22 protein-coding genes are annotated in these 24,660 nt (G+C 71.4%); 18 read left to right on the forward strand and 4 right to left on the reverse strand.

Annotation, left to right across the window (positions count from 1 at the left end):
* Window positions 1–7 precede the first annotated feature (7 nt).
* Both pruA and DAI17_RS21650 read left to right on the forward strand, forming a co-directional pair.
* Window positions 8–1,642 carry an L-glutamate gamma-semialdehyde dehydrogenase gene (gene pruA, locus DAI17_RS02670; protein WP_107771329.1) on the forward strand — a complete coding sequence of 545 codons (1,635 nt, stop codon included), beginning with the start codon at window positions 8–10 and terminating at the stop codon, window positions 1,640–1,642.
* A gap of 13 nt (window positions 1,643–1,655) precedes the next feature.
* Window positions 1,656–1,781 carry a hypothetical protein gene (locus DAI17_RS21650; protein WP_267894707.1) on the forward strand — a complete coding sequence of 42 codons (126 nt, stop codon included), beginning with the start codon at window positions 1,656–1,658 and terminating at the stop codon, window positions 1,779–1,781.
* 6 nt (window positions 1,782–1,787) lie between these two features.
* Here the strand turns inward: DAI17_RS21650 and DAI17_RS02675 are convergent, their stop codons facing one another.
* Both DAI17_RS02675 and DAI17_RS02680 read right to left on the reverse strand, forming a co-directional pair.
* Window positions 1,788–2,438 (reverse strand): maleylpyruvate isomerase N-terminal domain-containing protein, encoded by a 651-nt coding sequence (locus tag DAI17_RS02675; RefSeq protein WP_107771330.1) that lies wholly within the window; start codon window positions 2,436–2,438, stop codon window positions 1,788–1,790.
* The gene (locus DAI17_RS02680; RefSeq protein ID WP_107771331.1) at window positions 2,435–2,905 is read right to left on the reverse strand and encodes a DUF2505 domain-containing protein; all 471 of its coding nucleotides are present in this window, start codon (window positions 2,903–2,905) and stop codon (window positions 2,435–2,437) included. The genes DAI17_RS02675 and DAI17_RS02680 overlap by 4 nt, the downstream gene beginning before the upstream one ends.
* Window positions 2,906–3,164: 259 nt before the next feature.
* Between DAI17_RS02680 and DAI17_RS02685 the strand changes: the two genes are divergently transcribed.
* The 9 genes from DAI17_RS02685 (at window position 3,165) to DAI17_RS02725 (ending at window position 15,997) form a co-directional block, all read left to right on the forward strand.
* Window positions 3,165–4,484: a nucleotide sugar dehydrogenase gene (locus tag DAI17_RS02685; RefSeq protein WP_107771332.1), complete on the forward strand. Its 1,320-nt coding sequence runs from the start codon at window positions 3,165–3,167 to the stop codon at window positions 4,482–4,484.
* Window positions 4,481–5,725 carry a glycosyltransferase family 4 protein gene (locus DAI17_RS02690; protein WP_234412105.1) on the forward strand — a complete coding sequence of 415 codons (1,245 nt, stop codon included), beginning with the start codon at window positions 4,481–4,483 and terminating at the stop codon, window positions 5,723–5,725. The genes DAI17_RS02685 and DAI17_RS02690 overlap by 4 nt, the downstream gene beginning before the upstream one ends.
* 3 nt (window positions 5,726–5,728) lie before the next feature.
* On the forward strand, window positions 5,729–7,642 hold the full coding sequence (gene asnB, locus DAI17_RS02695; protein WP_107771334.1) for an asparagine synthase (glutamine-hydrolyzing): 1,914 nt from the start codon (window positions 5,729–5,731) through the stop codon (window positions 7,640–7,642).
* Complete coding sequence (locus DAI17_RS02700) at window positions 7,639–9,825, forward strand: bi-domain-containing oxidoreductase (RefSeq protein ID WP_107771335.1); 2,187 nt, start codon at window positions 7,639–7,641, stop codon at window positions 9,823–9,825. Before asnB ends, DAI17_RS02700 begins: the two co-directional genes overlap by 4 nt.
* Complete coding sequence (locus tag DAI17_RS02705) at window positions 9,822–11,849, forward strand: alginate lyase family protein (RefSeq protein ID WP_199904899.1); 2,028 nt, start codon at window positions 9,822–9,824, stop codon at window positions 11,847–11,849. Before DAI17_RS02700 ends, DAI17_RS02705 begins: the two co-directional genes overlap by 4 nt.
* 38 nt (window positions 11,850–11,887) lie before the next feature.
* Window positions 11,888–13,132 carry an MATE family efflux transporter gene (locus DAI17_RS02710; RefSeq protein ID WP_234412107.1) on the forward strand — a complete coding sequence of 415 codons (1,245 nt, stop codon included), beginning with the start codon at window positions 11,888–11,890 and terminating at the stop codon, window positions 13,130–13,132.
* On the forward strand, window positions 13,129–14,010 hold the full coding sequence (locus DAI17_RS02715; protein ID WP_107771336.1) for a glycosyltransferase family 2 protein: 882 nt from the start codon (window positions 13,129–13,131) through the stop codon (window positions 14,008–14,010). The genes DAI17_RS02710 and DAI17_RS02715 overlap by 4 nt, the downstream gene beginning before the upstream one ends.
* Window positions 14,007–15,215, forward strand: coding sequence for a polysaccharide pyruvyl transferase family protein (locus DAI17_RS02720; RefSeq protein ID WP_107771337.1), 1,209 nt, complete (start codon window positions 14,007–14,009; stop codon window positions 15,213–15,215). Before DAI17_RS02715 ends, DAI17_RS02720 begins: the two co-directional genes overlap by 4 nt.
* A 92-nt stretch (window positions 15,216–15,307) precedes the next feature.
* Window positions 15,308–15,997 carry a class I SAM-dependent methyltransferase gene (locus DAI17_RS02725; RefSeq protein ID WP_159081319.1) on the forward strand — a complete coding sequence of 230 codons (690 nt, stop codon included), beginning with the start codon at window positions 15,308–15,310 and terminating at the stop codon, window positions 15,995–15,997.
* Here the strand turns inward: DAI17_RS02725 and DAI17_RS02730 are convergent.
* On the reverse strand, window positions 15,918–16,607 hold the full coding sequence (locus DAI17_RS02730) for a phosphatase PAP2 family protein (protein ID WP_107771339.1): 690 nt from the start codon (window positions 16,605–16,607) through the stop codon (window positions 15,918–15,920). The two genes, DAI17_RS02725 and DAI17_RS02730, sit on opposite strands and share 80 nt — an antisense overlap.
* Complete coding sequence (gene rfbC / locus DAI17_RS02735; RefSeq protein WP_107771340.1) at window positions 16,604–17,185, reverse strand: dTDP-4-dehydrorhamnose 3,5-epimerase; 582 nt, start codon at window positions 17,183–17,185, stop codon at window positions 16,604–16,606. Before rfbC ends, DAI17_RS02730 begins: the two co-directional genes overlap by 4 nt.
* A gap of 196 nt (window positions 17,186–17,381) precedes the next feature.
* On the opposite strand from rfbC, the gene DAI17_RS02740 reads away from it, so the two are divergent.
* The 7 genes from DAI17_RS02740 (at window position 17,382) to DAI17_RS02770 (ending at window position 24,660) form a co-directional block, all read left to right on the forward strand.
* Window positions 17,382–18,605: a class I SAM-dependent methyltransferase gene (locus DAI17_RS02740; RefSeq protein ID WP_107771341.1), complete on the forward strand. Its 1,224-nt coding sequence runs from the start codon at window positions 17,382–17,384 to the stop codon at window positions 18,603–18,605.
* Window positions 18,606–18,622: 17 nt separating this feature from the next.
* Window positions 18,623–19,453: a sugar phosphate nucleotidyltransferase gene (locus tag DAI17_RS02745; RefSeq protein ID WP_107771342.1), complete on the forward strand. Its 831-nt coding sequence runs from the start codon at window positions 18,623–18,625 to the stop codon at window positions 19,451–19,453.
* 64 nt (window positions 19,454–19,517) lie between these two features.
* Window positions 19,518–20,714 (forward strand): HAD-IIIA family hydrolase, encoded by a 1,197-nt coding sequence (locus DAI17_RS02750; RefSeq protein WP_107771343.1) that lies wholly within the window; start codon window positions 19,518–19,520, stop codon window positions 20,712–20,714.
* On the forward strand, window positions 20,689–21,867 hold the full coding sequence (locus DAI17_RS02755; protein ID WP_199904900.1) for a glycosyltransferase family 4 protein: 1,179 nt from the start codon (window positions 20,689–20,691) through the stop codon (window positions 21,865–21,867). The genes DAI17_RS02750 and DAI17_RS02755 overlap by 26 nt, the downstream gene beginning before the upstream one ends.
* Window positions 21,864–22,976, forward strand: coding sequence for an NAD-dependent epimerase/dehydratase family protein (locus DAI17_RS02760; protein WP_107771345.1), 1,113 nt, complete (start codon window positions 21,864–21,866; stop codon window positions 22,974–22,976). Before DAI17_RS02755 ends, DAI17_RS02760 begins: the two co-directional genes overlap by 4 nt.
* The gene (locus DAI17_RS02765; protein WP_107771346.1) at window positions 22,973–23,674 is read left to right on the forward strand and encodes a nucleotidyltransferase family protein; all 702 of its coding nucleotides are present in this window, start codon (window positions 22,973–22,975) and stop codon (window positions 23,672–23,674) included. The genes DAI17_RS02760 and DAI17_RS02765 overlap by 4 nt, the downstream gene beginning before the upstream one ends.
* Window positions 23,671–24,660, forward strand: a complete 990-nt coding sequence (locus tag DAI17_RS02770) for a GHMP family kinase ATP-binding protein (protein WP_107771347.1) — start codon at window positions 23,671–23,673, stop codon at window positions 24,658–24,660. The genes DAI17_RS02765 and DAI17_RS02770 overlap by 4 nt, the downstream gene beginning before the upstream one ends.

Consider the following 24,660-nt stretch of genomic DNA (forward strand, 5'->3'; position numbering starts at 1 on the left):
CGGCCCCATGGACGCGATCACCACACCTCCGGCTCCGGTCAACGAGCCGAACCTCACCTACGCCCCCGGGACGCCGGAGCGGGCGGCCCTGAAGGTCGAGCTCGCGCGGCTCGAGGCCAAGCAGCACACCCTGCGTGCCCACATCAACGGCCGCCGGCGCAACGGCGGGGGCGCGGAGATCAAGGTCGTCCAGCCCCACGACCACCAGCACGTGCTCGGCACGTTCAAGAACTCGACCACCAAGGACGCGGAGGCGGCGGTCAAGGCCGCGGCCGCGGCGGCCCCGGAGTGGCAGGCGATGTCCTTCGACGACCGGGCCGCGATCATCCTCAAGGCCGCCGACCTGCTGGCCGGCCCGTGGCGCCAGCGGATCAACGCCGCGACGATGCTGGGCCAGTCCAAGACGGCCTTCCAGGCCGAGATCGACTCGGCCTGCGAGCTCATCGACTTCTGGCGCTTCAACGTGCACTACGCGCGCGGCATCCTCACCGACCAGCCGATCGCCAACAGCCCCGGCATCTGGAACCGGACGGACCACCGCCCGCTCGAGGGCTTCGTCTACGCGATCACCCCGTTCAACTTCACCGCGATCGCCGGCAACCTGCCGACCGCGCCCGCGCTGATGGGCAACACCGTGCTGTGGAAGCCCTCGCCCACCCAGCAGCTCGCCGCGTCGCTGACCATGGAGCTGCTGGAGGAGGCCGGCATGCCGCCCGGCGTCATCAACATGCTCCCCGGCGACGGGCTCGACGTCTCCAAGGTGGCGCTCGCCAGCCCCGACCTGGCCGGCATCCACTTCACCGGCTCCACGCCGACCTTCCAGCACCTGTGGCGCACCGTGGGGGAGAACATCTCCTCCTACCGCGCCTACCCGCGGATCGTCGGCGAGACCGGCGGCAAGGACTTCGTGGTCGTCCACCCGTCGGCCGACCCCGACGTCGCCCGTGTCGCGATGCTGCGCGGTGCCTTCGAGTACCAGGGCCAGAAGTGCTCGGCCGCCTCCCGCGCCTACGTCGCCCGCTCGGTCTGGGACAAGATCAAGGACCAGCTCGTGGCCGACACCGAGGGCCTCGCGATGGGTGACGTCACCGACTTCTCCAACTTCATGGGTGCGGTGATCGACGACCGGGCGTTCGCCAAGCACAAGAAGGCGATCGCCCGGGTGCGGGCCAACAAGCACCTCACGCTGCTGGCCGGCGGGCAGACCGACGACTCGGTGGGCTACTTCGTCCGTCCGACGATCGTGGTGTCCACCGACCCGACCGACCAGATGTTCTCCGAGGAGTACTTCGGCCCGATCCTGGCGGTGCACGTCTACGAGGACGACCGCTTCGAGAAGGTCGTGGACCAGATGGAGTCCTTCGCGCCGTACGCCCTCACCGGTGCGATCATCGCCCAGGACCGGACGGCGGTGGCCTGGGCCCGCAACGCCCTGCGCTTCGCGGCCGGCAACTTCTACGTCAACGACAAGCCGACCGGTGCGGTCGTGGGGCAGCAGCCCTTCGGCGGCGGCCGGGCGTCGGGGACCAACGACAAGGCCGGCGCCGCGGTCAACCTGCTGCGCTGGACCTCGCCGCGGTCGATCAAGGAGACCTTCGTGCCCCCGACCGACCACCGCTACCCCTACATGGACACCGAGTGAGCGAGGGCTGCAGGTGACCGTGCTCCACATGGGGTCCCTGCACCCCTACGAGCAGGCGCTCACGCTCCTGCTCGCGTTCGGTCCGGTCGTGCTCCTCGCGGTGGTCGTCTGGCGACGCCGCCACGAGGAGGACGACTGACGCAGGTCAGGTGAAGACGGGGACCCGCGCGCCGGCGAGGTCGGCGACCTCGTCGGACGTCGGGACCGCCCGCCCCGTGCCGACCAGGGCCACCCGCTCGTCGGTCCAGCCGGAGACCGACGCCGCCGGACCGAGGAGGGCCTCGACGACGCGGCGCACCTCGGTCATGCCCTCCGGAGGCGGGCCCGGGGCGTCCAGCGACGTCACGAGGTCGACGTGGTGCAGCGTGGCCTCCACGACCAGGGTGCTGGTCAGGTCGGCGACGGTGAGCGCGTGCCCCTGCGTCGCGACGACCGCGGCCGGGTCGGCCGCCTCGAACGCGCGCGCCGCCGCGGCCGCGGACTCGACGTACCGGTCCCGCAGACCCGTCCAGGACCAGGGGAGCGACTCGGCGCGCGTCCAGCGCCGGGTCTCCTCGTCGGCGTCCGCGTCGCTTCCCCAGTCCGCCCAGTAGCGCACGGCGTCGCAGTCGGCGGCGCGGCCGGCCGGCGTGTGGACCGCCACGAGCGCCCGCACCGTGTCGGCGCGCAGGTGGGTCACGAGGTCGCGCACCACCCACCCGAGGCAACCGGTCGGGGTCCAGGCGTCCGCGTCGCCCAGCCCCGCCACCACGTCGGCGAGCGGGCCGTAGGCCGAGGCGAGCGGACCTGGGGTCATCGGGCCAGCCACTCCCGACCGACCTCGTGCTCCTTGTCCAGGGCCTTGTGCAGCATGTCGGCGACGAGCTTCTCGATCTTGCCGGCGACCAAGGGGATGCCGACCGTGATCGTGAGCTCGACGACCTCGAGGGTCCGACCCCCCGCCGGCTCGAGCCGGGCCGTCCCGCTCATGTCCCCGGGCTTGCCGGGGATGGTGACCTGGACCTCGGCGGTGTGACCGGCCGTCCAGTCCTCCACCTGCAGGATGTCGATCTCGTCCCCGACGATCTTGCGGGCGAACGACGGGATGCCGGCCGCCGACTGCACCTGCTCGATCCTGACGATGCGGTCCTCCACGGTCGCGGATCCCCGCAGGACCCGCATGCGCGCCAGCACCTCCTCACGGAAGGAGGCGTCGACGAGCATGGCGGCGACGGCGTCGGCCTCGGCGTCGTACGCCAGCTCCTTGCGCAGCGAGGTGGCCATCAGCGGGCGGGGCGTTCGTGTGTGTGCGGCATGCGGCACATCATGGCGGAGTCGCCCACCTCGAGGCCACGCCGAGCCCGGTCGCCGCGCCGTGGACGGTCACCTCGGTGCGCCCGCGGGACTGCCCCGCGGGGCGTCGGGAGCCCATCCCGAAAGTTGGGGGAATGGGCGAGAGATCTGCGGTTCCTCCCCCGGGCGTCTGATCAGCATGGCCCGTCGGGGGCCCGCGCACGTGATCCGCACGAGATTGGAACGACGGATGAGGGTTGCTGTCTTCGGACTGGGCTACGTCGGGACGGTCACCGCCGCGTGCCTGGCCTCCGGCGGTCACGAGGTGGTCGGGGTGGACGTCGACCCGGGCAAGGTGGACACCGTCAATGGCGGCGCCAGTCCCGTGGTCGAGCCCGGGCTCGCCCCGCTGGTGTCCGAGGCGGTCGCCGCCGGCCGTCTCCGGGCCACGACGACGGCCGCGCCCGCCCTCGAGCGCGCCGACGTCTCGCTCATCTGCGTGGGGACGCCGTCGGCGCCCGGGGGAGCGACCGACCTCGCCTACGTGGAACGCGCCCTGGACGACGTACGCCGGGCGCTGGAGGTGGCGACGCCGCCGCCGGGCGGGCACCACACCGTCGTCATCCGGAGCACGGTGCCACCCGGCACCGGTGAGGAGCTGGTCGCCCCCCGGTTCGCCGGGCCGCTCCCGGACGGCTGGGCGGTCGCGACGGCCATGTGCCCGGAGTTCCTGCGCGAGGGCTTCGGGGTCAGCGACTTCTTCGAGCCGCCCTACATCGTGGTCGGGAGCGACGACGTGGCCGCCAGCGGGCAGCTCGAGGAGCTCTTCGGGTTCGTCGACGCGCCGTGCCACCGGGTGTCGGTCGCCACGGCGGAGGCGCTCAAGTTCGCGTGCAACGCCTTCCACGCCACCAAGGTCTCCTTCGCCAACGAGGTCGCCCGGGTCTTCCGCGGTCACGGCGTGGACACCCGCGAGGTGATGAGCCTGTTCTGCCGGGACACCAAGCTCAACATCTCCCCGCGCTACCTGCGGCCCGGCTTCGCCTTCGGCGGCTCGTGCCTGCCCAAGGACCTGCGCTCGATGCTGCACCTCGCGCGGATCGACGACGTGGACGCCCCGCTCCTGTCGGGGGTCATGCAGACCAACGACCTGGTCCTGCGTGCCGCCGTCGACCGCGTCCTGGCGACGGAGCAGCGCCGCGTCGCCCTGCTGGGGCTCAGCTTCAAGTCCGGCACCGACGACCTGCGGGAGAGCCCCAACGTCGACCTCGCCGAGCGGTTGATCGGCAAGGGGTTCGACGTGCGCATCTACGACCCGCTGGTCAACCCCGCCCGGCTGGTGGGAGCCAACCTCCGGCACGTGGAGGAGCGGCTGCCGCACCTCGGCCGGCTGCTGACGGACACGCCGGAGGAGGCGCTGGACGGGGCCGACGTGGCGATCGTCTCCGACGGCGGGCCGGAGGTGGTCGCGGCCACGGTCGCGGCGGACCCCTCACTGGTGATCGACCTCAACGGGGGACTCGGCCCGGCGGTGGAGGGGCTCGCCGGGTACGAAGGGGTGCTCTGGTGACTCGGGCGCGAGAGGTCCACCGCGCCCACGGGCGGCCCCGGGTGCTGGTGATCGTGCAGAACCTGCACGTGCCCTTCGACCGTCGCGTCTGGTTGGAGTGCGGGACGCTGACCCGCGCCGGCTACGACGTCACCGTCATCTGCCCTCGAGGTCCCGAGTCCGCGCGCCGGGAGGTGATCGACGGAGTGACCGTGCGGACCTACCGCTCGCGCGCCCCGGGCAAGGGCGGCATCGGGTTCGTCGCGGAGTTCACCCACTCCTTCCTCGCCACCACCATCCGGGCCCTGGACGAGCGCCGCCGCGGCGGCGCCTTCGCGGTCGTGCAGGCGTGCAACCCGCCGGACATCTTCTGGCCGCTCGCGAGGCTATTGCGCCTCCTGGACGGGTCGGCCTTCGTCTTCGACCACCACGACCTGTGCCCCGAGCTGTACGAGTCCCGGTTCCCGACAGGGTCCCGCCTCCCGCTGCGCGCCCTGCTCTGGCTGGAGCGCATGACCTTCAGGACCGCCGACCGGGTCGTCTCCACCAACGACTCGTACGCCGAGATCGCCCGGCGTCGCGGCGGCAAGCGGCCCGAGCACGTGACGGTGGTCAGGACGGGACCGGACCCGGAGCGGCTGAGCCCCGGCCCCGCGGACCCCGCCCGGCGACGCGGCCATGCCCACCTCGCGGCGTACCTCGGCGTCATGGGACCGCAGGACGGGGTCGACCTGGCGTTGGCTGCGGCGGACGTCGTGGTCAACCGGTGGGGCCGCACCGACATCGCCTTCACGCTGATGGGATCGGGCGACTGCTTCGAGGAGCTGGTCGCGCAGCGGGACCGGCTGGGACTGCGGGACCACGTCGAGCTGACGGGCCGGGTGCCCGACGAAACCGTGGCGGCAGTGCTGAGGACCGCTGACGTCGGCCTGTGCCCCGACCCCGAGAACCCGCTCAACGACGTCTCCACGATGAACAAGACGATGGAGTACATGGCGTTCGCTCTGCCGGTCGTCGCCTTCGACCTGAAGGAGACGAGGGTCTCGGCCCAGGACGCTGCGGTCTACGCGCAGGACGGCGCGGAGTCCTTCGCCGAAGAGCTGGTGGCGCTCGTGGACGACCCGGAGAAGCGCGGGCGGCTCGGGGCGCGCGGCCGGGCGCGCATCCTGGACAAGCTCGCCTGGAGGCACCAGGAGGCCGCCTACCTGCGGGTCTTCGCCGGCCTGGTCGGCCGTCCCGTCCTCGTGCCGGTGGAGGGCTGAGCCATGTGCGGCGTGGCGGGTGCCTTCCAGCAGCCCGACGGCAAGGTGGTCGTGGGCACGATGATCGACGTACTGGCCCATCGCGGTCCGGACGCGTCCGGCGTGCTGGAGCTCGTCGAGCCGACCAGCGGCGTCCAGCTGGCCCACCGGCGGCTGTCGATCATCGACCTCTCGTCGGCGGCTGACCAGCCGATGTCCAAGCAGGGCCTGACGCTCAGCTACAACGGCGAGCTCTACAACTACCGCGAGCTGCGCGCCCGGCTCGCGGCCCTCGGCGTGCAGTTCACGACCGACTCCGACACCGAGGTGGTGCTGGAGGCGTGGCGCGCCTGGGGGACCGCCGCGCTGCCCCGCTTCCGGGGGATGTTCGCGTTCGCGATCCACGACGCCGCCACCGGCCGGCTGACGCTGGCGCGTGACCCGCTCGGCATCAAGCCGCTGTACGTCATGCGGCGGGGAGACGGCGTGGTGTTCGCCTCCGAGCTCAAGGCCGTCGTCGCGGCGCTGGGCCACGAGCTGCGTGTCGACCCTGCCGGGATGGTGGCCTCCGTCCTGTACTACTGGCTCCCGCAGGAGCACGACGCGGTGCAGGGGGTACACCGCTTGCCGCCCGGGACGTGGGTCGAGTACCGGCCCGACGGCACGGCGGTGGGCGGCGAGTACTGGAGCCCGGCCGACGTGGCCGCCCGGGCCGCTGCCGGCGCGCCGGCAGACCTGCGGGCGACCATCGAGTCGTCGGTGCAGGCACACCTGGTGGCGGACGTGCCGGTCGCGTCCTTCCTCAGCGGTGGGCTGGACTCCAGCATCGTGACCGCGCTGGCCCACCGCAGCGACCCGGGCATCGAGGCCTACACGATCGCCTTCCGTGCCCAGGACCATCGTCTCGAGGCGATGCCCGACGACGCCCATTACGCGCGGAGGATGGCCGACCACCTCGGGATCCGCCTGCACGAGATCGAGATCGCGCCGGACGTGGTGGACCTGCTCCCACGCATGGTGGACATCCTCGACGAGCCGATCGGGGACCCCGCAGCCATCAACACGCTGCTCATGTGCGACGCCGCCCGCGCCGGCGGGGTCAAGGTGCTGCTCTCCGGCATGGGCGCCGACGAGCTCTTCGGGGGTTACCGCAAGCACCTGGCGTGCGTCCTGGCGGCGCGCTACCGCCGGCTGCCGGCACCCCTGCGCCGTGGCGTGGTCGCCCCGGTCGTGGATCGGCTCCCCGTGGTCGCCGGCGGCCGCGGGCTCCGCACGGTGCGGTGGGCGCAGCGCTTCCTCAGCTTCGCCGAGCTGCCGGAGGAGGAGGCGTTCCGACGCAGCTACACCCTGCACGGGCGCGACGAGCTGCTCGAGCTGCTCGCTCCGGACCTGGCCGGACAGGTCGACCGGGTCCTGGACGCCCACCGGGAGGTCTACGACGACAACGAACTCGGCGACCACGTCAGCCGGATGTGCCTGGCGGACTCCCGGCTGTTCATGCCGGGCCTCAACCTGACCTACACCGACCGGGCCAGCATGGCGGCCTCCACCGAGGTGCGGGTGCCGTTCGTGGATCCGCTCGTGTTCGAGGCGGCCTTCTCCCTCCCGGGACCGGCCAAGATCCGTGGGCGCGTGCAGAAGGCCGCACTCAAGGACGTGGCCAGGACCTGGCTGCCCGACGAGATCGTGGACCGGCCCAAGGCGTCGTTCGGGGCGCCGTTGCGTGCGTGGGTGACCAACGACCTCAGGGAGGTCGTCGACGACGTGCTGGTCGGTGGCGAGCTCGTCGGGACCGGGTTCCTACGCCGTGAGCCCCTGCTCCGCCTGGTCGCCGACCAGCGCAGCGGACGACGGGACCGCTCCAAGGAGGTGTGGCAGCTGCTGAGCCTCGAGCTCTGGTACCGCAACGCTCGCGAGAAGGGGGTGGCCGCGGCATGAGGCAGGTGGCCCAGAACTACCGCACCGGCGAGCTCGCCGTCCTCGACGTGCCCCCGCCGGCGTGCCGGCCGGGGGGCGTGCTGGTGCGCACGACGTACTCGCTCATCTCGACCGGGACCGAGATGATGAAGGTGAGCGAGGCCCGCCTGTCGCTCCTGGGCAAGGCCCGGGCCCGGCCCGACCAGGTCCGCAAGCTGGTCGACTCGGTGGCCCAGCAGGGTCCGCTCGCGACCTACCAGAAGGCGATGAACCGCCTGGACAGCTACACGCCGCTCGGCTACTCCCTGTGCGGCGTCGTGGTCGAGGTGGGCGACGGTGTGACCGACATCGCCGTGGGTGACGTCGTCGCTGCCGCGGGCAACGAGTTCGCCCTGCACGCGGAGCTCAACTGGGTGCCGGTCAACCTGTGCGTCCCCGTGCCCGACGGCATCGCTCCCGAGCACGCCGCCTTCGCCACCGTGGGCGCGATCGCCATGCAGGGAGTACGCCGCGGCGAGGTGCAGCTGGGCGAGACGGCGTGCGTGATCGGGCTGGGGCTCGTCGGCCAGCTGGTCGTGCGGCTCCTCGTGGCCGCGGGGGTCCGCGTCGTCGGCGTCGACACGGTCCCGGCGCGGTGCCGGATGGCCGAGAAGGCGGGTGCCATCGCCTGTGCGGGGCCCGACCCCGACGGGGTGGCCGTCATCAGCGAGGCACTCGCAGCGTCGACGGCGGGCCTCGGTGCCGACCACGTGTTCCTCGCGGCCGGCGGCTCGTCCAACGGCCCGGTCGAGCTCGCCGCCCGCCTCGCGCGCGACCGGGCCCGGGTGGTCGACATCGGCAAGACCCGGCTGGACCTGCCGTGGAACGACTACTACGAGAAGGAGCTCGACGTCCGGTTCTCGCGGTCCTACGGACCGGGGAGGTACGACGACCGCTACGAGCTCGACGGGATCGACTACCCGGCCGGCTACGTCCGGTGGACCGAGCGGCGCAACCTGGCGTGCTTCCTCGACCTGATCGCCAGCGACGGCGTCGAGGTCGCGACGCTCGTGTCGGGCATCCGGGGCATCGGGGAGGCCGCCTCGCTCTACGAGGAGCTGCGGACCGGCGAGCTCGACGGTGTCGGCTTCCTGCTGGAGTACCCGCAGGCGGCCGTCGAGCCGTCCCGGCCGGAGGTCGCTCGCCCGGCGCCGTCGGCCGCCGCGCCCGCGCCGCGGCCGGCGCCGCGGGTCTCGGGCAGGGACGTGCGGCTCGGCTTCATCGGCGCCGGCAACTACGCCACGTCCATGCTCCTGCCGCAGCTGGCACGGCAGGAGGGCGTGGAGCTCGCCGCGGTGGCGACCACCCGGTCGCTCTCGGCCATCAACGCCCAGCGCAAGTTCGGCTTCGGGACCGCCAGGACTGACGCGGCCGCGGTGCTCGACGACCCGGCCATCGACGCGGTGTTCGTGGTCACCCGGCACCACTCCCACGCCGACCTCGTGTGCCGGGCGCTGGAGCGCGGGAAGGCCGTCTTCGTCGAGAAGCCGCTCGCGCTCACGCTCGACCAGGTCGACCAGGTGGTCGAGACGATCGAGCGGACCGGGAACGACCGGCTGATGGTGGGGTTCAACCGGCGCTTCGCCCCCCTGGTCGTCGACCTCCAGCAGCGTCTCGGCAGGGTCGACGGACCGGTGAGCGCCCGGTACCTGGTCAGCGCCGGACGCCTGGCCCCGTCGAGCTGGTACCTGGACGAGGGCCTCGAGGGCTCGCGGTTCGCGGGGGAGGGGGGCCACTTCGTCGACCTGCTGAGCGCCGTCACCGGCCAGCCCCCCGTGGAGGTGCACGCGGTCCAGGCCCCGGCCGCGACGGGCGGTGACCTGCACGCGACGATCCGGTTCGCCGACGACTCCGTGGGGATCATCAGCTACGTGACGGGCGGGCACGCCCGTTTCCCCAAGGAGACCCTGGACGTCTCCGGGGGAGGCCGCAGCGCCCGCCTGGACAACTTCACGCGGGCGACCGTGTGGACGCCGTCGGGCAAGGACGTCAAGCGGGTCCTCACCGGCCAGGACAAGGGCCAGCGCGCGATGCTGCTGCGCTTCGTCGAGGCGGTGCGCGGCGGTGGTCCCATGCCCGTCACCTGGGACTCGCTCGTCCTGACGACCCGGGCCACGATCGCGGTGGGCACGAGCGTGACGACGGGGGAACGGGTGCGACCATGACCCGCTCGATCGGCTGGTACGCCCAGCGGCTCAGGCGCATGTCGCCGTCGGAGGTGGCGTGGCGGAGCATGGACCAGGCCCGGCACCTGGCCTGGGCGCGGCGGCAGGTGCACCCCGGGGACGACGCTCGCCTTCCCCGTGGCCTGCACGGGCTCCGGCCCTTCGCGCCCGCGATCCCCGATGCGGTCCGCGAGCAGGTGCCCGAGCGGGCGCGAGCCGGCGTCGTCGCCGCTGCCGACCGGTTGCTGGAGGGGGAGTGGGTCCTGCTCGGCACTCCGCGGTCCGACATCGCGGACCCGGACTGGTTCCTCGACCCGGTGACGGGGCGGCGCGCCCCCCGGGACCGCCTCGCGTCCCGGATAGACCACCGCGACGAGCAGGTGACCGGCAACGTCAAGGCGGTGTGGGAGCTCTCCCGCCACCACCACCTCACCGTCCTGGCGAGCGCGTGGTGGCTGGTCGGGGACGAGCGGTACGCCGAGGTCGTCGACGCCCAGCTCCGGTCGTGGTGGCGGCAGAACCCCCACCTGTCGGGGATCCACTGGACCAGCGGCATCGAGCTCGGGGTGCGGCTGACCAGCTGGGTCTGGGTGCGCCGGATGCTCCACGAGTGGCCGAAGGTCGGCGACCTCTTCGAGACCAACGACGACGCGCTGCGCCAGATCTGGTGGCACCAACGCTTCCTGGCCGCCTTCCCCAGCCGCGGCTCCTCGGCCAACAACCACGCCGTCGCCGAGGCGGCCGGCCTGCTCGCCGCCGCCTCCGCGTTCCCGTGGTACGCCCAGAGCCGCCGGTGGCACACCCTCGGTCTCCGCCGGCTCCAGGACAGCCTCGCCGCGAACACGTTCCCCAGCGGGGTCAACCGCGAGCTCGCGACCGACTACCACCGCTTCACCACCGAGCTCGGACTCGTGTCCGCCGTGGAGACGGCGGCGGCCGGTCGTCCGGTCACGCCGGCCACCTGGTCGCTGCTCGCGGCGTCGCTGGACGCCGCCGCCGCCCTCGTCGACGCGCACGGCCGACCACCGCGGCAGGGGGACGGTGACGAGGGGCGGGCCCTCGTGCTCGACGACCCGGAGACCGACCCGTGGGGACTGGCGCTGGGCCTCGGCAATGCCGTCCTGGGTGATCGGTCCTGGTGGCCCCCGGCTGCCGAGGGCGTCGCCTCCTGTGCGCTGGCCTCCCTGCTGCCCAGCCGCCCGCGCGTCGCGGGGCGGCCCACCGCGCCACCGCGAGGCTTCCCGGACGCGGGCATCCAGCTGCTGCGCACGCCGCCCGAGGACGGGCCGGAGATCTGGTGCCGCTGCGACGGCGGGCCCCACGGCTTCCTCTCCATCGCCGCCCACGCCCATGCCGATGCGCTCTCGGTGGAGGTGAGGTACGACGGGACCGAGGTGCTGGTCGATCCGGGGACCTACTGCTACCACGGGGAGCCGGAGTGGCGGAGCTACTTCCGCTCCACCCGCGCCCACAACACGGTCGAGCTGGACGGCACCTCCCAGTCGGTGGAGGGCGGTCCGTTCATGTGGCGCACCCAGGCGTCCACGCGCGTGCTCGGTTCCTCGGACGGTGACCCGGCGTACTGGACGGCGCGGCACACGGGGTACACCCATCTCGACCCGAGCCTTCGCCACCAGCGGACCGTCTGCCTCGATCGGGCGACCCGCCTCCTGAGCATCGACGACGTCGTGAAGGGCGAGGGACGGCACACCGTGCGCCTCTTCCTCCACCTCGGCCCGGACGTGGCCGTCGAGCTGCCCCCGGACCCCACGGGGACCGAAGCAGTCCTGAGGTGGTCCGGCCCCACGGGCGAGGTCACCGCCGGCCTGCACCTGTCCCGCGAGCTGGCGTGGACCGCCCACCGCGGGGAGACCGACCCGGTCCTGGGCTGGTACTCGCCGCGGTTCGGCGAACGGGTGCCGATCACGACCCTGGTCGGGGAGGGCGAGGTCCACGGCAAGGTGGAGCTGCGCACGACGCTGGAGCTGCCAGACGCGTCCGCACCGCCGAGGGCGTTGCCGTGAGCCGGCGGGCGAGCCTGTTGCAGAGGCTCGGTTGGGGAGTGGCCGACCAAGCGGTGTCGAGCGTGGCCAACTTCGTCCTCGGGATCTTCGTGGCCAGATCCTTGGGAGCCGAGGGGTTCGGTGCCTTCAGCCTGGCCTACCTGACCTACTCGTTCGTGCTCAGCGCCAGCCGGGGCCTCGCGACGGACCCGCTGACGGTTCGTTTCAGCGGAGCCGGCCACCGCGCCTGGAGCACCGCCGTGGCCGCCGCCGGCGCCACCGCGACGTCGGTCGGGGTCGTCGCGGGCGCGGGGTGCGTCGTCGTCGGGTTGCTGCTCGACAGCGCCGTCGGCGACGCCTTCGTGGCCCTGGGGATCCTGCTCCCGGGCATGCTCCTGCAGGACAGCTGGCGTTTTGCGTTCTTCGCCGCAGGCCGCCCTTCCCGGGCACTCGTCAACGACCTGGTGTGGACCGTTCTGCTGCTGGTGACGCTGGGCGGCCTCGAGGCAAGCGGCCGGGGGGACGTCGTGAGCTTCGTCGTCGCCCTGGGCGCGACCGCGGCGGTCGCGGCTGCCTTCGGCCTGGTCCAGACCCGCATCGTCCCCCGGCCGGGTGCGGTCGCCGCGTGGGTCACCACCCACCGCGCCCTGGGCACGCGTTACCTCGGGGAGAACATCAGCATCGGGGCGGCCGGTCAGGTGCGCTACCTGGCGCTGGGTGCCGTCGCCGGCCTGGCGGCAGTCGGAGAGGTGCGGGCCGCAGAGATCCTGATGGGCCCGTTCATGGTGCTGCTGATGGGGGTGAGCCAGGTGGCCGTGCCCGAAGCGGTCGGCGTGCTCGAACGGTCACCTCGGCGGCTGGGTCGATTCTGCCTGCTGCTCGGCGCGGGGCTCGCCGGCGTCGCGCTCCTCTGGGGCTTGTCGGTGCTCGTCCTGGTCCCCGACTCGTGGGGCGTCGCGCTGATCGGCGAGCTCTGGTCACCCGCTGAGGCCCTGCTCCCACTCGTGATGGCGGGACTCGTGCTCGCCGGCCTCCTGGTGGGAGCTCAGGCCGGGCTCCGAGCGCTGGGTGCGGCACCGCGCAGCCTGCTCGCGCAGCTCACCAACGCCGCGCTCTACGCGATCGGGGGGACGGTTGGCGCGGTGGTCGACGGAGCCCGCGGATCCTGCTGGGGCGTGGTCGCCGCCGTGGCCGTGAGCGTCGTCGTCTGGTGGTGGCAGCTGCGACGAGGCATCGCCGACCACCTGGACCGGCTCGAGGTCGACGACGCCGTCGTCGACCCGCTCGAGGAGGTGTCGCCATGACGATCGTGACGATCGGACTGCCCGTCTACAACGGGGAGCGTTACCTGCGGGAGTCGCTCGACGCGCTGCTCGCCCAGACCCTGACCGACTTCGAGCTCGTCATCTCCGACAACGCCTCGACGGACGCTACCGCGGACATCTGCCGGAGGTACGCGGCTCGGGACAGCCGGATCCGTTACGTCCGGCAGCCCGTCAACGTCGGCGCCGCGCCCAACCACAACCTCCTCGTGCCCCTGGCCACGGCCCGCTACTTCAAGTGGGCCTCCCACGACGACCTCTACGCGCCCCGGCTGCTGGAGAAGTGCGTGGCCGTGCTCGAGGACGAACCCACGGTGGTGCTGGCGCATGCCTGGGACGCCGTCATCGACGATGCCGGCAGGGTCTTGCGGTCGGTTCCCTACGAGCTCGACACCGAGGACCCGGATCCCGCCGTCCGCCTGCGCAGCCTGCTCCGCACCCCCGGCGGGAACGACTTCTACGGAGTCATCCGCACCGACGTGCTGCGTCGCGTCGGTCCGCACCGCGGCTACTACAACGCCGACCGCACGTTCATGGCCGGACTCGTCGTGCGCGGCCCCTTCCGACAGGTGCCCGAGGTGCTCTACCACCGGCGTGACCACCCGGGGAGGGCGAGCCGGGCAGGCGCCCCTCGTGATCGCGCAGCCGCCCTCGACCCGAAGCGGGCCCAGCGGCTGCGCCACGTGCTGCCCGTCATGTACGGCGAGTACGTCGGCGGCATGGTCAAGGCCGTCCTCCGAGCGCCGCTCTCGCCCGGGGAGCGGGCCCGCTGCCTGCGGGAGGTGGCCGCCTGGGTGGCCGGTGCCGCGGTACCCGGGCATCGGGCCTCCTCGCTCGAGGACGAGCTGGACAACGCATGAGCGCGAGTGTGTCCGGGCCCACGGTCGGCATCTTCGGGTACTTCGGCAACGGCAACCTCGGCAACGAGGGGTCGCTCGCCGCCTTCCTGGCCTTCGTGCGGCGGGAGCACCCGGGCCTTCGGCTCTTCTGCATCGCTGCCGACCCTGAGGCTGTGAGGCGGGACCACGGCATACCTGCCGCCCGGATGATGGCGTACCGAGGCACGTCGTCCGAGGGACGCCTCGGCACTGTCAAGAAGATCGGCGGGCGACTTGTCGACCTCCCGCGCACGTTCATCCTGCTACGGGGCGTCGACGTGCTGGTGGTGCCGGGGACCGGGGTGCTCGAGAAGACTCCCGCCGTGAAGCCTTGGGGGATGCCCTACTGGCTGTTCCTGGCGACACTCATGTGTCGGCTCCGGGGAGGCAAGGTCGCGTTGGTGTGCGTGGGCGCGGACCCGCCGAGGAGTCGCGCGACCCGGTGGCTGTACCGCACCACTGTCTCGCTGTCCGACCACTGCAGCTACCGGGACCCCGAGTCCCGTGAGGCGATGGCAGTGGTGAGCGGCGACGTGCGTGGGGAGGCCAGCCACGACCTCGCCTTCTCGCTGCCCGCCCCCACCTGCGGTCACGCGTACCGCGGTCGCGTGGTCGTGGGAGTCATGCGCTACGAGGGCGCCCCGGACGATCCCGGTCGAGGCCCCGAACGGGTCCGGGACTACGTGTCGACCATGGTCGGGTTCATCCGACAGGTCCTGGCCACCGGCAGGGAGGTCGTGGTCGTCGTCGGTGACGAGGCGGATCGGCCCCTCGCGGCCGAGATCGCCAGGAGTGCCTCGGACGCCTCGTCGTCCGGGGGACGACAGGTCCGTGTCAGCCCTGCGGCGTCGCTCGACGCCATCATGCGAGAGATGGACGGGGCAGACCTGGTCGTGGCCACCCGGTTCCACCACCTGGTCTGCTCGCTCAAGATGCTGCGGCCCACGGTGTCGATCGGCTATGCGGTCAAGAGCGAGCACCTGATGACGCGCTTCGGGCTCGGGGACTACGCACTGAGGATCGAGCAGGTGGCGCCCCCCGAGCTGTGGCGGGCCTGCCTGGAGGTGGAGGCGAGGGGCGACGAGCTGGAGCCGGTGATGAAGGACGCGCTCGAGCAGGTCGTGCGGGATCTCGAGAGGCACCTGCGCGAGCTGACCCTTGGCGAGCTGTCGCGGGGGCGAGCGTGATGGCGCGTCGGTTCGAGGCCCTGCGGCCGGCGGTGCACTACGTCCGGGCGAGATGGGATCGGCTCGGGCTTCGCCAGGATGATCACGAAGTCGTGGCGGAGGCGACGACCTACTGGACAGGCGCTGACGGTGGGAGGTGGCAGTCGGACTCCCACTGGGAGGACGGGCTCGGCGAGCTGTGGCACGCCGTGGGCAGGGAGAGCCTGGCGATCTCGGAAAGGCTCGCCCGGGTCCTCGGCGACGGTCTTCCCGCCGGCCGCACGCTCGAGTGGGGCGCAGGTGGAGGGGCGAACGCCGTCGAGTTCGCGCCGGCGTGCGAGGAGTTCGTGGCGGTCGACGTCGTCGCCTCCAGCCTCGACGAGTGTGCGCGGCAGGTCGCACGTGTGTGCAGCACACCCGTGCGTCCCGTCCTCATCGATCTTGCCGAGCCGGAGGCGGTCGTCGAGCAGGTGGGTGAGGACAGCTGTGACCTCTTCCTGTGCTTCTACGTCTTCGAGCTGCTGCCGAGCCAGGAGTACGCGGCACGGGTGCTGGAGATCGCTCGAGACCTGCTGGCCCCGGGTGGCCTGGCCATCATCCAGGTCAAGTACTCGACGAACGACGTCTCCACGTGGTCCCGGCGCAGGGCCTACCGTCGCGATCTCGCCAGCATGACCACCTTCGCAGTTCCCGAGTTCTGGGAGCTCGCCGCCGCCGCGGGCCTCAGGCCTCGGGTCGTCGAGCTCGTTCCCCGGAACCGGCTGGACCAGCGGTATGCGTACTTCCTGCTGACGCTGCCGTAGACGTGCAGCGGTGTCCCGGGGGCCTGAGCGGGGAGTGGTACGCCGCACCGAGGACTGCCGTCCCGAGGAGCACGCCCCCGATGACGTCGGTCGCCCAGTGGGCAGCCTGGAGGAGCAGAGCCACCCCCATCAACGCCGTGGTGCCCCCGACCAGCAGCCGCACCCACCACAGACGGTCCGCGACCCCCACCGCGGCGATCCCCCCCAGGACCACCAGGACGAACAGCACGTGTCCCGACGGAAAGCTCCCGATCGAGCTCATCTGGTCGTGGGGGTCGGTCCTGGCCACGGTCACCTTCACCGCCAGTGCCGGAAGGGCGGCACCCCCGGAGAGGAGCACGACGTACGCGAACGGGTACCACGACCGGGACCGTGCGGACGACGTTGCCCCGACCACGAGCAGCACCATCAGCAACACCTCCGGACGCAGGCCCTCGACCACGACGTCGGCGGCCACCTGCCTCTCGCCCCACTGGTCCTGGGGACGCATCAGGTCCCGGACTGCGACGTCGAAACCTCGGGTCGCGCCCACGACGACGAGGACGGTCAGCAGGGCGAACCCGACGAGGGCCACCACCGTCGTCGACCAGCTCCTCCGGGAGCTGGTCATGACTCCCGGGTCCGCCCGCCGGCCGCCTCGACCCGGTCGAGCTGGTCGTCGAGTCGCTTGAGGGGCAGGGCGGAGCGATCGGCCGCGGACATGACGCCCACGGGGAGTGGCCAGGGGATGGCCAGCTCCGGGTCGTCATGGGCGATGGTGAGGTCCTCCGCGGGGTCGTGCTCGCGATCGATGCGGTAGGCGGTGTCCGCGGTCTCGCTCAGCACCTGGAACCCGTGGGCGCAGCCCGGGGGGATGAAGACGGAGTTCTGGGCATCACCGTCGAGCGTGAAGGACAGCCAGGTCCGGTACGTCGGGGATCCCGGGCGGAGGTCCACGACGACGTCGAAGACGCGCCCGTGGGCGCACCTGACGAGCTTGCCCTCACCCCGACCGAGCCGCAGGTGGAGCCCTCGCACCACCCGGTGCACGCTGCGGGACTGGCTGTCCTGCACGAACGAATGCGGATCGAGCCCCGCCCGGCGCGCTGTGTCGGCGTCGAACGTCCGACTGAAGAACCCCCGCTCGTCACGGTGCGGCGTGGGGGTGAACTCGACCAGACCGGGGATGGCCGTGGGGGAGAAGCGCATCGTTCCACCTTGCTCGAGGGACGTCCCTGCCCGCATCGTCGCAGCCATCCGCCGCGTCCCGCGCCCCGGCAGGTGGGGCGTTCCCCGAATTGCGGTAACTGTGGCCGACCGGCCCGGGAAACCTCCAGCGACCGTGCCAAGACTGGGAGGCAAGGAATCGGCCACGGGGGCAGGAGAGCGGGGCAGGGATCATCTGATGAGAAGTTGCCGGCTGTGTGGCTCGGAGCTCACGCACACCTTCGTCGATCTGGGGATGTCGCCCCCATGCGAGAGCTACCTGACCGCGGACCAGCTCGACCAGGGTGAGACCTTCTACCCGCTGCACGTGCGCGTCTGTGAGCAGTGCCTGCTCGTCCAGCTTCCTGCCTACATCCCGCCCGAGGAGATCTTCGGGCACTACGCCTACTTCTCGTCTTACTCGGACTCGTGGGTCCGGCACGCTGAGCACTTCGTCGAGCAGGCGACGGCCCGGCTGGGCCTGGGCGACGAGTCCTTCGTCGTCGAGGTGGCCAGCAACGACGGTTACCTCCTGCAGCACGTCGTCGCGCGCGGCATCCGCGCCCTCGGCATCGAGCCCGCCGCCAACGTGGCGGAGGCCGCCGAGGCCCGGGGTGTGCCGACCGAGGTGCTGTTCCTCGGCGAGGAGACCGGCGCCAAGGTCGCCGCCGAGCACGGTGCGGCCGACCTCGTGGTGGCCAACAACGTCTTCGCGCACGTCCCCGACATCGTGGACTTCAGCAAGGGGTTGCGAGCCCTGATGGCGGACCACGGCACCCTCAGCATCGAGATCCCGCACCTGCTGCGGCTCATCGAGGGCCACGAGTACGACACGATCTACCACGAGCACTTCTCCTACGTCTCCCTGCTCACCACGCAGCGCGTGCTGGCGACGGCCGGCCTGACGGTCGTCGACGTCGAGGAGCTGCCGACGCACGGTGGCTCCCTGCGTACGTGGTCGATGCCGGTCGGGACCGCAGTGCCGGCCAGTGCTGCCGTGGCCCGGGTGCTCGCCGAGGAAGCGGAGGCGGGGTTGGACACCTTGGAGGGCCACGCGGGTTTCGCGGCCTCGGTGGCGAAGGTCCGCAACGACCTCCTCGAGTTCCTCGTCGGCTGCTCGCGGGACGGCAAGCGCGTCGTGGCCTACGGGGCGCCCGGCAAGGGCAACACCCTCCTCAACCACTGCGGCATCCGCAGCGACCTGGTCGAGTTCAGCGTCGACCGCAACCCGTTCAAGCACGGCAGGTTCCTGCCGGGCACCCACATCCCGATCCATCCTGTGGAGGCTCTCGCCGAGGCCCGGCCCGACTACGTCCTGGTCATGCCGTGGAACCTGCGGCGAGAGATCGCCTCCCAGCTCGAGTACGTCCGTGAGTGGGGTGGCCGCCTCGTCGTCGCCCTGCCCGAGCTCGAAGTCTTCTGACGACCTGGAGGCGTGACATGAAGGTAGTGCTGTTCTGCGGGGGGCTCGGCATGCGCATGCGTGCCGACAACCAGTCCCTGCCCAAGCCGATGATGCCGATCGGCAGCAGACCGGTCCTGTGGCACGTGATGCGCTACTACGCCCACTTCGGGCACACCGAGTTCATCCTCTGCCTCGGCTACGGCGCGGAGGCCGTGAAGGACTACTTCCTGAACTACCGCGAGACCGCGTCCAACGACTTCGTCATCACCAAGGGCGGCGGGCACATCCAGATGCTCGAGACTGACATCAGCGACTGGACCATCACGTTCATCGATACCGGCATGGACACCGCGATCGGCGAACGCCTGCGTCGGGTCCGTCCCTACCTCGAGGACGACGAGGTGTTCCTGGCCAACTACGGTGATGTCCTCACCGATGCGCCGATGAACTCCCTGGTCGAGGAGTTCGTGCAGACGGACGCCGTCGGCCAGTTCCTCGCCGTGAAGCCGCAGGACTCCTTCCACGTGGTGGACATCACCGAGGACGGGACCGTCACCGGGCTGGTGCCCGTGGCCGACATGTCGCTGTGCATCAACGGGGGCTACTTCGTGCTGCGCCAAGGGATCTTCGACTACCTCGACGAGGGTGACGACCTGGTCATGGACGGCTGCGTCAAGGCGGCGCGGGACGGCAAGATCCGGGCCGTGCGCTACCCGGGGTTCTGGGCTCCGATGGACACGCTCAAGGAGCGGACGGCGCTCGAGAACCAGTACAAGCACGGCATCAGTCCGTGGGCCCTGTGGCGGGACCGACCAGTGCTCGTCGGGCGTCCCGTGTACGCCGTCGACGAACCCGCCCTCGGCTGACGGCCATGCGCTCGAGGACCAGGAGCTCGAGGACCAGGAGAGCCGGGACGAGGGAGATCACCTGATGGGCAGAGCAGGGGTGTTGCTGGACAGGGACGGCACGATCATCGTCGACAGCGGCTACGTTGGGACGGTCGATCGCGTCACCTTCATCGCGGGCGCGATCGAGGCGATCGCCGCCCTCAACGCGGCGGGCCTCCCCGTCGTCGTGGTCACCAACCAGGCGGGCGTGGCCCGGGGGCACTACACTCTGGACGACGTACGCCGGGTGCACGACCACATCGACGAGAGGCTGGCGGCCGCTGGGGCTCACATCGACATGTGGCTGTTCTGCCCCTACCACCCGGACGGGACGGTCCAGGCGTTCGCCCGGGTCAGCGAGGACCGGAAGCCGGCGCCCGGCATGGCCATCGCGGCGGCGGCGGCGCTGGACCTGGACCTCAGCGCCTCCTGGGTGGTGGGCGATGCTCCCTCGGACGTCGGCCTGGCCCGCGCCGTCGGTGCTCGGCCGCTGTTCATCGGCACGGCGACGGGCGACCCGACCGTGGAGTCCGTGCCCGACCTCGTCGCGGCCGTCGAGAGGATCCTGCACGCGGAGGAACCGCAGATCGGCACCGAGCCCCTCGCGGGCTTCCTGGAGAGCCGGTTCCCCGTGGCTCGGTACGAGTCCGCGGACACCTTTGCGAGGGACTACGCCGCCGAGCTGGCCAAGGCCCTGGCGACGGTCGACCTGGCCCAGGTCGAGCGGGCGGCTGCGATGCTCAACGAGGCCTACGACCGTGACGCGGTGGTCTTCGCCTGCGGCAACGGCGGGTCGGCCTCCATCGCCAACCACCTCCAGTGCGACCACAGCAAGGGAGTCCGCAACGGCACGGAGCTGCGTACCCGGGTCGTGAGCCTCAGCGCGCACGCCGAGCTGTTGAGCGCGATCGCCAATGACATCGGCTACGAGTCCGTGTTCGAGTACCAGCTGCAGTCACAGGGACGACCGGGCGACCTGCTGGTGGCGGTCTCGTCCTCGGGACGCTCTCCCAACATCATCCGCGCGCTCGAGTGGGCGGAGGCGAACGGGATGCGGACCATCTCCCTGACCGGCTTCGAGGGAGGGCCCGCGCGTGATGTCTCCACCGTGGCGATCCACGTCGACTCCCAGAACTACGGGGTGGTCGAGGACGCCCACCAGACCTGCATGCACCTTCTGGCCCAGTACGTCCGACAGTCGAGGATGTCGTCACGTGACGTCGCCGCCCAGACCTTCTGAGTCGATGCGCGTCGCCATCAACCTGCTGACAGACGACCCCGCACACCCGTCCGGTGCCCATTGGTTCTGGACTCGAGTGATCCCCGAGATGGCGCGCCTCCTACGCCCCGGCGAGGAGATCCACCTGGTCGTGAGCCCGCGCAGCGGCGCCATGCACGCCGACTACGGCCCGGGGGTGCACCAGCTCGCGTTTCCCTGGTCCAACGAGCACCCGCGTTTGCGCACCCTCTCGGAGCAGGTCTGGGCGCCGATCCGGCTGCCACGAGGTGGGATCGACGTCTTCAGCACGCTGATCGCCCCCCTCGTCAGGCCCGCGCCGGCAGTCGTGGCCCACTTCAAGACCATGCACGCCTTCACCGCGCCCAGCGCCATCCGACCCGAGGTGCGCCTCTACCGGCGGCTGGGCTACCCCAGGACGGCGAGGACCGCCGACGCGATCATCATCAACTCCGAGAGCCTCCGTGCCGAGGTGCACCGCCACCTCGATGTCGACCCCGACAAGCTGCGCCTGATCCCCGAGGCCGTCGACCACGACCTGTTCACCCCGGGCGACCCCGAGGAGGCACGCCGGCGACTTCGCGACGACCACGGGGTGACTCGTCCCTTCGTCCTGTTCGTGTCGTCCCTGTGGCCGTACAAGAACTGCGAGGGCGTGCTGCGGGCGTTCGCCGCGGTGCGCCACGACCTCGACGGGCACCAGCTCGCGATCGTGGGGCCCGGACGCGACCACGAGTACGTGTCGAGCCTCCACGCGCTGGCTCGCACGTTGGGTGTCGAGGAGGACGTCGTCTGGGTGGGCGGTGTGCCCCTGGAGCACACCGTCGACTTCTACCGGGCGGCCTCGGTGTTCGTGTACCCGTCCTTCAACGAGACCTTCGGGCTGCCCATCCTGGAGGCGATGGCGTGCGGGTGCCCGGTGGTCACGTCCGACCGCAGCGCGATGCCCGAGACGGCAGGTGGTGCTGCTCTGCTCGCCGACCCCGACGACCCGCCCGCCATCGGGGCAGCGATCCTCTCCGCATGCGGCGAGGAGGGCGAGCTGGCGCGCAAGCTCGGTCGCGAGCGGGCCGCCCAGTTCACCTGGGCGGTCACCGCGGAGCGCACGCTGGCGGTCTACCGCGAGGTCCACGAGGCACGTCGGAGCAGCTCATGAGGATCCTCGTCACCGGTGGGGCGGGCTTCATCGGGTCCCACACCTGCGACCGGCTCGTGCAGCTCGGGCACGAGGTCACGATCCTCGACGCCCTCACCGCGCCAGTGCACCGCGACGGGAGACCCGACTACGTGACCCCCGGGGCCGAGATGGTGGTGGGCGACGTGCGGGATCGCGACCTGGTCCGCCGGCTGCTCCGACGCACCGATGCCGTCTACCACTTGGCTGCCTACCAGGACTACCTTCCCGACTTCGCGCGGTTCACCGACGTCAACGTGGGTTCGACCTCACTGCTGTACGAGCTCGTCCTCGAGGAGGGCCTGTCGCTCCACCGGGTGGTCGTCGCCTCGTCCCAGTCGGCGATGGGCGAGGGGTTGTACCTCTGCGCGCGAGACGGGGAGCAGGTCCCGGACATGCGTTCAGAGGCGGACCTGGCTCGCGGCCGGTGGGAGCTGCGGTGCCCCGAGTGCGGCGGTGACATGGTGCTGCAGCGCACCCCCGAACGCGTCTCCAACCCACAGAACGCCTATGGCATGTCCAAGTTCGGCGAGGAGATGGTCGCGGTCAACCTGGGACGGCGGTACGACATCCCCACGACCGCGCTGCGCTACAGCATCGTCCAGGGTCCGCGGCAGTCGGTGTACAACGCCTACTCGGGCGCCTGCCGGATCTTCAACCTGCACTACCTGCTCGGGAGCGCGCCGGTGTTGTACGAGGACGGTCAGGCGATCCGCGACTACGTGAACATCCACGACGTCGTCGACGCCAACGTGCTCGTCCTCACCGACGACCGGGCGGTGGGCAGGGTGTACAACGTGGGCGGAGGAGTCGCCTACACCACGGCCGAGTTCGCAGAGGTCGTCCGACGACAGCACGGTTCGGACCTCGAACCCCGGGTCAGCGGCGAGTTCCGTTTCGGGGACACCCGCCACATCGTCTCCGACATCGACCGGCTCAGCGGCCTGGGGTGGGCCCCGACCCGGACGCCGGCCGACTCGGTGGCGGAGTACGCCGCCTGGCTGGAGGGCACACCCGACCTCGACCGGATCCTCGCGGATGCGGACACCCGGATGAGGTCACTGGGTGTCGTGAGGAAGGTGCTGGTGTGAAGGCGGTCCTGCTGGCGGCGGGCCTGGGGACCCGGCTCCGCCCGCTCACCGACCACGTCCCCAAGTGCCTCGTTCCCGTCCGTGGAAAGGCCTTGCTCGACATCTGGCTCGACAGCTTCACGTCAGCCGGCGTGGACGAGGTCCTGATCAACCTGCACCACTTCCCCGACCTCGTGCGCGGTCACCTCGCCTCCCGTCACGGAGGGCCACGCGTCGTGACGGCGTACGAGCCCACGCTGCTCGGGAGCGCCGGGACGCTGCGAGCCCAGCGGGACTGGCTGGCAGGGGAGGAGATGTTCCTCGTGGTGAACGGCGACAACCTGACCGACTTCGACCTCCGGGACCTCGTGGACGCGCACCGCTCTGGCGGCGCGGTGGCGACGCTCAGCGTGTTCCGAACCCCCCGTCCTCGTGAGTGCGGCATCGTCGAGGTGGTCGACGGCTGGGTCACCGGGTTCCAGGAGAAGCCGCAGGAGCCTCGCGGCGACCTGGCCAACGCGGGGCTGTACGCGTTCGTCCCCGACGTCATCGACCGTGTGCGGCCCGGCGTGCCGCGAGACATCGGCTTCGACCTGCTTCCCGGGCTGGTGGGGGAGGCGCGGGCCGTCGACATCGGCGACGCCTACTTCCTGGACGTGGGCACGCCGGAGGCCCTGGTCCGGGCGACGCGCGAGTGGGGGGCGGTGGAGCTCGGATGATCATCACGCAGACGCCGCTGAGGATCGGTCTGGTCGGCGGTGGGACCGACCTGCCGACCTACTACCGCGAACACGGCGGCAGGGTCCTCAACACCGCGATCGACAAGTACGTCTACGTGATCGTCAAGCAGCGGTTCGACGACGACATCTACATCAACTACTCCCAGAAGGAGATCGTGTCCCGCGTCGAGGACGTCCAGCACGACCTCGTGCGGGAGGCGATGCACATGGCCGGGATCCGCTCCGGCGTCGAGATCACGACCTTGGCGGACATCCCCTCTGCCGGATCGGGACTGGGCTCCTCGTCCGCCGTCACCGTCGGACTGCTGCACGCCTTGTTCGCCTACCAGGGCCGCCAGGTGACCGCCGAGGAGCTGGCGGAACGCGCGTGCACCATCGAGCTGGACAGGTGCGGGAAGCCCATCGGCAAGCAGGACCAGTACGCGGCCGCCTTCGGGGGCGTGTGCGACATGCGATTCGGCCCCGGCGACCGGGTGACGGTCGACCGGATCCACCTGGGCCGTCGCGACCACCACCGCCTGCAGGACGAGCTGCTCCTGTTCTACACCGGCATCACCCGTAGCGCGGACACGATCCTCAAGGAGCAGACCGCCAACGTCGACGACCGTCTCGTGCAGCTCCACCGGCTGCGGGACCTGGCAGGCGTGGCGGTCGAGGGCCTGCGCGGCGGGGACACGCGCGGCGTGGGCGAAGCCCTCGCCCAGAGCTGGCAGGCGAAGCGCGAGCTGGCGTCCGGGGTGTCGAACGACTGGCTCGACGAGTCGGTGGAACGAGCGCTCAAGGCGGGGGCGACCGGAGCCAAGGTGGCCGGCGCCGGGGGTGGGGGGTTCGTCCTGGTGTCCTGCCCGGTCGAGCACCACGCGAACGTCCGGGACGAGCTCGCGCACCTCAAGGAGCTCCCGATCAAGATCGAGCCCTCCGGATCGCGCGTCATCTTCAACGTCCACCGCGACATCTGGGGGTGA

Source organism: Nocardioides sediminis, from assembly GCF_003047295.1.
Taxonomy (GTDB): domain Bacteria; phylum Actinomycetota; class Actinomycetes; order Propionibacteriales; family Nocardioidaceae; genus Nocardioides; species Nocardioides sediminis.

What these genes read in the sequence shown, in the direction of transcription:
- pruA (WP_107771329.1), top strand. Translation starts at nt 8, where the DNA reads ATGGACGCGATCACCACACCTCCGGCTCCGGTCAACGAGCCGAACCTC.
- DAI17_RS02675 (WP_107771330.1), bottom strand. Translation starts at nt 2,438, where the DNA reads ATGACCCCAGGTCCGCTCGCCTCGGCCTACGGCCCGCTCGCCGACGTG.
- DAI17_RS02680 (WP_107771331.1), bottom strand. Translation starts at nt 2,905, where the DNA reads ATGGCCACCTCGCTGCGCAAGGAGCTGGCGTACGACGCCGAGGCCGAC.
- DAI17_RS02685 (WP_107771332.1), top strand. Translation starts at nt 3,165, where the DNA reads ATGAGGGTTGCTGTCTTCGGACTGGGCTACGTCGGGACGGTCACCGCC.
- asnB (WP_107771334.1), top strand. Translation starts at nt 5,729, where the DNA reads ATGTGCGGCGTGGCGGGTGCCTTCCAGCAGCCCGACGGCAAGGTGGTC.
- DAI17_RS02700 (WP_107771335.1), top strand. Translation starts at nt 7,639, where the DNA reads ATGAGGCAGGTGGCCCAGAACTACCGCACCGGCGAGCTCGCCGTCCTC.
- DAI17_RS02705 (WP_199904899.1), top strand. Translation starts at nt 9,822, where the DNA reads ATGACCCGCTCGATCGGCTGGTACGCCCAGCGGCTCAGGCGCATGTCG.
- DAI17_RS02715 (WP_107771336.1), top strand. Translation starts at nt 13,129, where the DNA reads ATGACGATCGTGACGATCGGACTGCCCGTCTACAACGGGGAGCGTTAC.
- DAI17_RS02720 (WP_107771337.1), top strand. Translation starts at nt 14,007, where the DNA reads ATGAGCGCGAGTGTGTCCGGGCCCACGGTCGGCATCTTCGGGTACTTC.
- DAI17_RS02730 (WP_107771339.1), bottom strand. Translation starts at nt 16,607, where the DNA reads ATGACCAGCTCCCGGAGGAGCTGGTCGACGACGGTGGTGGCCCTCGTC.
- rfbC (WP_107771340.1), bottom strand. Translation starts at nt 17,185, where the DNA reads ATGCGCTTCTCCCCCACGGCCATCCCCGGTCTGGTCGAGTTCACCCCC.
- DAI17_RS02740 (WP_107771341.1), top strand. Translation starts at nt 17,382, where the DNA reads ATGAGAAGTTGCCGGCTGTGTGGCTCGGAGCTCACGCACACCTTCGTC.
- DAI17_RS02745 (WP_107771342.1), top strand. Translation starts at nt 18,623, where the DNA reads ATGAAGGTAGTGCTGTTCTGCGGGGGGCTCGGCATGCGCATGCGTGCC.
- DAI17_RS02750 (WP_107771343.1), top strand. Translation starts at nt 19,518, where the DNA reads ATGGGCAGAGCAGGGGTGTTGCTGGACAGGGACGGCACGATCATCGTC.
- DAI17_RS02760 (WP_107771345.1), top strand. Translation starts at nt 21,864, where the DNA reads ATGAGGATCCTCGTCACCGGTGGGGCGGGCTTCATCGGGTCCCACACC.
- DAI17_RS02770 (WP_107771347.1), top strand. Translation starts at nt 23,671, where the DNA reads ATGATCATCACGCAGACGCCGCTGAGGATCGGTCTGGTCGGCGGTGGG.